This window comes from Deinococcus marmoris, assembly GCF_001949125.1.
Classification (GTDB): Bacteria; Deinococcota; Deinococci; order Deinococcales; family Deinococcaceae; genus Deinococcus; species Deinococcus marmoris_A.
Window position 1 is genome coordinate 38559 of the sequence record NZ_MSTI01000118.1, and the last position, 7541, is coordinate 46099.

Consider the following 7541-nt stretch of genomic DNA (forward strand, 5'->3'; position numbering starts at 1 on the left):
AGAACGCCATGAAGAACAAGCTGAGTCTGATGCTGTCCCTGTCGCTCGCCCTCTCTGCCACCGGGCAGGCCAGCAAGGCCAACGACACCCTTGACGTCGGCTACGAACGGGTGATCTTGACCCTCAACCCTTACGCGACGACTGACCGCCTGCCCCTGGTGCTGGCCCACAACTGGGGCGACACCCTGCTGGTTCGCGATCCGGCCAGCGGCAAGCTCGTGCCTCATCTGGCCACGTCCTGGAAAAAAGTCAACGCCACCACTCTGGAACTCAAGCTGCGCCAGGGCGTGAAGTTCCACAACGGCGAGAACTTCAACGCCGACTCGGTGGTGGCCACTTTCAACTACGCCGTCGATCCCAAGAATCCCAACCCCGGCGCGGACATCCTGCGCTGGATCGACAAGGCCGAGAAGGTCAACGAATACACGGTGAGGCTGATCTCCAAAAAGCCCGCGCCGATCGCCCTCGAAACCCTGTCCACCTCCGCCATCATGCTGCCCGCAAAGTACCTGAAAGAAGCCGGGGCGGCGGGTCTGGCCAAGAACCCCGTCGGCACTGGCCCCTACCGTTTCGTGTCGTGGAAGGCCAACACCATGACCTTTAAGGCCAACGACAGCTATTTCGGCGGGGCCAAGACGAAACCCAAGATCTCGAATCTGGTGGTTCACATGATTCCTGAAGAATCCTCGCGGGTCGCGGCCCTGACCACCGGCGAACTGTCCCTCGTGCGTCCGGGTGGGATCAGTTCCGATCAGGCTCCGCTGCTGGCCCGCAACAGCGAACTCAAGATCGACTCGGCGGACATTCTGCGCTTCTGGTTCCTGCAGATGGACGCGACCGGGCGCTCAGGCGTGGAGTACTTCAAAAACCCCAAGGTGCGCCAGGCCGTATACATGGCGATCAACCGCGACGAGATCGAGAAGGTCTTGCTGGGCGGTTACGCCCAGACCATCGACACGCCCTGCAACCCCGCCCAGTTCGGCTGCGACGCGAAGGCCGCCAAGACCTACAAGTACGATCCGGTGGCGGCCAAGAAGCTGCTGGCCGAGGCCGGCTATCCCAACGGCTTTACCGTGGACCTCTACGGGTACCGCGAGCAGTCGGTGGCCCAGGCGCTCACCGGATATCTCGCCAAGATCGGCATCAAGGCGAACCTGAAGTGGTACGGCGGCCAGTACGACGTCGCGTCCCAATCGCTGGCCGCTGGGAAGGTGCCGCTGTGGTTCGGCTCGTGGGGAGCCAACAGCGTCTACGACGCCTCGACTGGTATGGATCCCTTCTTCTCGCGGGGCGGCGAGTTCGTCTACATTAAGGATCCGGCGGTCCAGAACGCCCTGGCGAATGCGGGGATCACCATCAGCAGCGCCGCCCGCGCGGCCCTGTTCAAGTCGGCCATCGCGCGTGTCACCGATCAGGCGTACTGGGTGCCGCTGTTCAGCGGCAAGGTGATCGCGGGCATGCGCGCCAACCTGAACTGGAGCCCATCGAACGACGAGATCGACCGCTACTGGCTGGCGTCTTGGAAATGACCGTTGTCCTGGAAAAGTACAGGGCCGCTGACCCGCGCGCTGGAAGTGAGCCGTGACCTACGTCGTCCAGCGCCTGATCCAGGCTGTACTGGTCACGTTCATCCTGTCGCTGACCACCTTCGGTCTGCTGTACGGCGTCAAGGACCCGGCGCGCATTCTGGCCGGGCCGGATGCCACGGCACAGGACATTGTGAGGCTGCGTCAGACCCTCGGCCTGAACGAGCCGCTTCCCGTCCAGTACGGCAAGTGGCTGGGCCGGGCCACCACCGGCGATTTCGGTCGGTCTCTGTTCACCGACGAACCAGTCTTCGACGTCATCCGTCCACGCATCCGCTACACCTTGCAGCTGACCTTCAGCGCCCTGGTGTTGGCCCTGACCTTGGGTCTGTTCCTGGGCATCCAGGCCAGCCTGCGCCGGGGCTCCTGGATCGACGTGGTGGCCAACATGCTGGCCACCGCCGGTCAGGCGGTGCCCAATTTCTGGCTGGGATTGATGCTGATCATCCTGTTCGCGGTGCAGTTGCGCTGGCTCCCGGTGGCCGGCAGCGGCGGCTGGAAACACCTGGTGCTGCCGACGCTGACGCTGGCCAGCGGCCTGTTGCCGGTGATCATGCGGCTGACGCGCTCCTCGATGCTGGACGTGTTGTCGCAAGATTACGTGCGCACGGCGCGGGCCAAGGGGGTATCCGAGCGTCAGGTGACCGTCAAGCACGCGCTGCGCAACGCCCTGAACCCGATCATCACCGTGGTCGGTTTACAGGTCGGGGCCCTGCTCGGCGGCGCGGTGGTCACCGAGAGTGTCTTTGCCTGGCCAGGACTGGGCCAGCTCGCGGTCCAGTCCATTACCCAGGGCGATGTCCCGATCGTCCAGGGCATCGTGCTGCTGACCGCCCTGAGCGTCGTGATCTTCAACCTGATGTCGGACCTGCTGATCGGGCTGGTCGATCCCCGGGTGCGGTATGGCTGACGTGACTGTTTCCAGTCCAGAGACTGCGCCGCGCAAGCCCGTCTCGTTCTTCCGCCAGCTCCGGCGTTATCCCTCTGCACTGGTCGGCGGCGTCATGCTGGTCGCGATCCTGGCCGTGACGCTGCTGGCCCCGGTGCTGTTCGGTCAGGATCCCATGCTCCAGGACATCATGGCGCGCATGCGCCCACCGTCCTGGTACGCAGGAGGGGATCCCAACCACCTGCTGGGCACCGATCAGGTGGGCCGGGACACCCTGGCCCGGGTGCTGTACGGCGGGCGGACGGACCTGTTCGTGGCCGGTCTGACGGTCCTGCTGTCCGGCAGCTTCGGCATCACCATGGGCCTGATCGCCGGCTACGTGGGTGGCCGCGTCGACTACTGGATCTCGACGTTGATCTACGCAGTCTGGTCTTTTCCCACCATTTTGCTGGCGCTGGTGATCGTCGCGGTGCTGGGTGCGGGTCTGCCCAACCTGATTCTGGCGCTGGTGATCACCTCGTGGGCGCCGTTCGCGCGGCTGGTGCGGTCGCAGACCGTGGCGCTGCGGGAACGTGAGTTCGTGGAGGCGGCCAACGCTCTGGGCGCGCCCACGCGCCGGATTCTCTTCCGGCATCTGATGCCCAACCTGATGAGTTCGATCCTGGTCATCGCCACCAACGAGTTCGGGCATGTGCTGCTCTCGGCCGCCGCCCTCTCTTTCCTGGGATTGGGTGTTCCCCCGGAGATTCCATCGTGGGGCGGCATGCTCAACGAGGCCCGCAACTATCTGCTGGGCATGGCCTGGATGGCCGTGATCCCCGGCGTCGCCATCTTCGTGACGGTGCTGTCCGTCAACCTGATCGGGGACGGGCTGCGCGACCTGCTCGATCCGCGGATCAGAAACAACTGAGGTGTAAGCGATGCGTATTGAAAGTGCTGAACTGCGGCTGATCCAGCTGCCCCTGAAATTCCGTTTTGAGACGTCGTTCGGAGCCCAGACCTTCCGGACCATCCCGCTGCTGACGCTCCGCGGCGAGGGCCTGGAAGGCTACAGCGAGGGCGTGATGGAAAAGCTCCCGATGTACCGGGAGGAAACCATCGCCGGAGCCTGGGACCTGCTCGAACAGGCTTTCTTGCCCCGCATCCTCGGGCGCGATTTCGCCAATCCAGAGCGGCTCCGGCAGGAACTGGCGGCGTACCGGGGTAACGCGATGGCCAAGGCCATGGTCGAGATGGCGTTCTGGGACCTGTACGCCAAGTCGAAAGACACGCCCCTGTGGGAGCTCCTCGGCGGCGTGCGAGACCAGGTAGAGGTGGGCGTCAGTCTGGGCATCCAGCCCTCCGCGCAGGCCACCGTGGATCTGATCGGCGAGCACCTCGATCAGGGCTACCGGCGGGTCAAGCTGAAGATCAAACCCGGCTGGGATATCGAACCGGTGGAGGCGGCGCGCGCCGCTTTTCCCCACGCCGACCTGACGGTCGATGCCAATTCCGCCTACACCCTGGCGGACACCGGCGTTCTGACGGCGCTCGACCAGTACCGGCTGGATTACATCGAGCAGCCACTGGCTTTCGACGACCTGAACGATCACGCCCAGTTGCAGGCCCTGCTGCGCACGCCCATCTGCCTGGACGAGTCGGTGATCTCGCCGGAATCGGCGCGCAAAGCGCTGGTCATGAACGCCGGCAAGGTCATCAACCTCAAGGTGGGCCGCGTGGGCGGGCACGGCGAGGCCCGCCGTATCCATGATCTCGCGCAGGCGTTCGGCATCCCGGTGTGGTGCGGCGGCATGCTGGAGGCCGGCATCGGCCGCGCCCACAACATCCATCTCTCGACACTCCCGAACTTCAGCAAGCCCGGGGACACCAGTTCGGCTTCCCGGTACTGGGCCACCGACATCGTCAACGAGCCGCTGGAGGTCAAAGACGGCCTGATGGCCGTGCCTCCGGGGGCCGGCATTGGCGTCACGCCCAACTGGGACTTCATCCAGAGCGTCACGTTGAAGACGGTCGACGACTTCCAGACAGGCTGAGTGGGGGACGCAGACAAACAAATTTTCTGTTCTGCCTGCCCGCCAGGTCTCCAGAAGTGACTTTTCCGCCAGAGGCCTGTTGGCAGTCACACGTTCAGCCGCGCTCCTGCATCAACCGCCAGACCTGCTCGGGCGTGGCAGGCAGGCTCGTGACGCGCACGCCCGCCGCGTCGCGGATCGCGTTGGCGATGGCGGCGGCCCCTGCCGTGATGGGGGGTTCACCGACAATGCGCGCCCCGAACGGCCCGTGTTCGGAGGGCCGCTCGACGATTACCGCGTCTATAGGCGGCAGGTCGGTGGTGGTGGGGAACACGTATTCCAGGAAGTTCGGATTGGTCAGCGTGCCGCCCTCGAAGTTCAGGCCCTCGTACAGGCCCATGCTCAGTCCCTGCGCCGTGCCGCCGTGCATCTGGCCCTCGACCAGCAGCGGGTTGAGGGCGTACCCGACGTCCTGGATACAGACCGCCTCCAGCGGCGTGACGTGTCCGGTCTCAGGATCAACCCGCACCCGCATGAGCTGCGCCGTGAAGCCGGGTGCGCCGCCCTTGATCGCGGCGCGGCCCTCGGCGACCACCGGGCCGGGGCCGCCCGCCGTCCCCTGACCCAGCCGGGCGAGCTGTCCCAGGGTCACGTCCTGTCCGGCCACGCCGCGCACGCGCGCCTGGCCTCCGCTCAGCTCAATGTCGTCGCGGTGCGCCTCGAAATGTGTGGCAGCGAGGTCCAGCAACTGCTCGCGTACCTGCTGGCTGGCACCCAGCACCGCGCCCGACAGGCTGATGGTGACCTGCGACCCGCCCGAGGCGGGGGCATACGGGCCGCTGTCGGTGCTGCCCTGCACGATCTCGACCGTTTCCGGGTCGATGCCCAGCGTCTCGGCGACGATCAGGACCATCGAACTGTGGACGCCGCTGATATCCACGCTGCCGACATGCAGGCGCACGGTGCCGTCCGTGTCCACCCGGCACACCGCCCCGGCAGGCGAGAATCCCCCTGGCCAACCGCCGACGGCCAGGCCCACGCCCTCGTGGGGCCGCGCAGCGCGCGATTGCCACAGCGGATGCTCACGCGCCCGTTCCAGGCAAGCCTTCAGGCCGATGTCCGGCCACGGGCGTCCGGTGCCGGTGGGGTCGCCGCCCTCCACGGCATTGAGCAGCCGCAGCTCCAGCGGATCGTGTCCCAGGGTGCGGGCGAGTTCGTCGATACTCGATTCCAGCGCGAAGAGGGCCTGCGGCACGCCGGGCGCGCGGTAGGCCCCGGTGGGCGCACGGTGGGTCAGAACTTCCAGCGTCTCGATGCTCACGTTCTCGCAGCGGTACATTCCGCCGATCAGGGTGGCGAGGATGCCCGCGTGGCCGAAGCGGAAGATACCGTTCTCGATCACGGCGTGTACGTCCAGACCCACCAGGTGGCCGGTCTCATCGGCTCCCAGGCGCACGCGAATCACCGTGCCAGGAGCGGGCATGGTGGTCAGCATGTCCTCGCTGCGTGACAGGACCATCCGCACCGGGCGGTCCAGGTGCAGCGCCACCGCCGTCACCAGCGCGTCGATGATGCCGTACTTCGCCCCGAAACCACCGCCCACGGTCATCGGCTCGACGCGCACGTCCCCCTCGCGCAGCCCCAGCGCGCCCGCGACCTCGCCGCGCACCGCGTACTGCCCCTGAGTGCTGGTATAGACCGTGACCTGGCCGGGTCGGATGCCGGGTTGTGCCACCACCGCGTGCGGTTCCAGATATGCCTGGTGAATCCACGAATTCGTATAGGTGCCCTCCACCACGGTGTGCGCGTTCGCCAGCGCGGCTCCGGCATCTCCCCGCGCAAACGTCCGGCGCTCGTCGATGTTCGACCGCGTGTCGCCGCCCTGAGCGCCCGTCTCGCCGCCGTGCAGGCTTGCCAGGCTGGTGTCTGCGCTGGGCACGCCCTGCGGCCACACCAGCCGCTCGTCGGTCATGGCCGCCCCGGCGTCGTCCACGCTCTCCAGCACCTCGTAGTCGATGTCCAGCAGCGCGGCAGCGTCCGCGGCCTGCGCCTCGGTGGCAGCGACAACCACCGCGACCGGCTGCCCGGCAAACTGAACCTCGCCCTGTGCGAGCAGCATGCTGGGTCGCGAGTGGGCCGTGCGCCCCCCGTTCAGGTCCTCGCCAGTCAGTACGGCGACCACGCCGGGCACGCTCAGGGCGGCGGAGGCGTTGATGGCCCTGAGTCGCGCGTGCGGGTACGGCGAGAGGACCGGGCGGGCGTGCAGCATGCCCGCGAGGTTCAGATCGGCGGTGTAGCGCGCGGTGCCCCGCACCTTTTCGAGGCCGTCGATGATCCTGCGCCGTTTGCCGAGGTAAGTGGTCTCTGTCACGTGGACCTCCTGAGGGTTTGATGGAGAGTCTACGGGCTAGCGTGGCCCAAGAACACCGCCTCACGCCCAGGGGCCTGCCAGCGGGCGAGTGGCTGGGCAGTTCACAGCCAGGCAAGAAATCGATTCTCCTCGAGGGCGTGGAAGTGTACGGCTTACCGATGAATGTCGCCGCAGACCTGGACCACTTTAGCGGGGAACTGTACAACCAGGAATGCCCGCATTCGAGTCTGGACTACGTTCTGCCCACCGAGTTCGCCGCCCGCTCCCATTCTGCTCAGAAGTGCTTGACCACTGGTCCTGAGTTATGGGTTCATTCCAACTTTAAGAATCCCCCGCCTTTAGGTCTGGGGAGTGTCAACTGACATCTTGCAGTTTAGACAATGAGGGCAGGGGATGCGTGCTGGAAGGCATCGAGCGCGTCTAGCTCCAATTGAAGCGCACGACGATGCACGTCGGGGACGAACGAGAACCTCACGGTTCTCGCCAGGTCGCCCCAGTCAGGCCATATGCCCGGCAGGCGAAGAGGGAGGTCAAGGTCCTGGAGATGACAGAGCAGGAAGGCCAAGCCGGAGAGGCACCACCAGCGCAAGACACCCTGTTTGCTGTGCTGCGCAAAGCGTTCAAGTCCGAAGCGGCCCTTGATCGTTTTGAAAAAGGCTTCGATTCGCCAGCGGCGTTTCCCT

General features: G+C 65.9%; 5 protein-coding genes and 1 pseudogene. 4 read left to right on the top strand and 2 right to left on the bottom strand.

All coding sequences use genetic code 11. The annotated features are described in order from the left end of the window. Positions 1–8: 8 nt before the first annotated feature. From BOO71_RS17745 to menC, 4 genes are read left to right on the top strand one after another with little or no spacing between them, the layout of a single operon-like run. Positions 9–1529 carry an ABC transporter substrate-binding protein gene (locus BOO71_RS17745; protein WP_075834598.1) on the top strand — a complete coding sequence of 507 codons (1521 nt, stop codon included), beginning with the start codon at positions 9–11 and terminating at the stop codon, positions 1527–1529. A 52-nt stretch (positions 1530–1581) separates the two neighbouring features. Then, on the top strand, positions 1582–2496 hold the full coding sequence (locus BOO71_RS17750) for an ABC transporter permease (protein ID WP_075834600.1): 915 nt from the start codon (positions 1582–1584) through the stop codon (positions 2494–2496). Beyond that, entirely contained in the window at positions 2489–3385 is an 897-nt protein-coding gene (locus BOO71_RS17755; protein ID WP_075834601.1) for an ABC transporter permease, read from the top strand. Before BOO71_RS17750 ends, BOO71_RS17755 begins: the two co-directional genes overlap by 8 nt. A gap of 10 nt (positions 3386–3395) precedes the next feature. Further along, positions 3396–4508, top strand: a complete 1113-nt coding sequence (gene menC, locus BOO71_RS17760; protein WP_075834603.1) for an o-succinylbenzoate synthase — start codon at positions 3396–3398, stop codon at positions 4506–4508. Positions 4509–4602: 94 nt separating this feature from the next. On the opposite strand, the gene BOO71_RS17765 is transcribed toward menC, so the two are convergent. After that, positions 4603–6858: a xanthine dehydrogenase family protein molybdopterin-binding subunit gene (locus BOO71_RS17765; RefSeq protein ID WP_075834605.1), complete on the bottom strand. Its 2256-nt coding sequence runs from the start codon at positions 6856–6858 to the stop codon at positions 4603–4605. Between the two features lie 373 nt (positions 6859–7231). After that, positions 7232–7541, bottom strand: a pseudogene (locus BOO71_RS17775) (hypothetical protein); the annotation flags it as partial.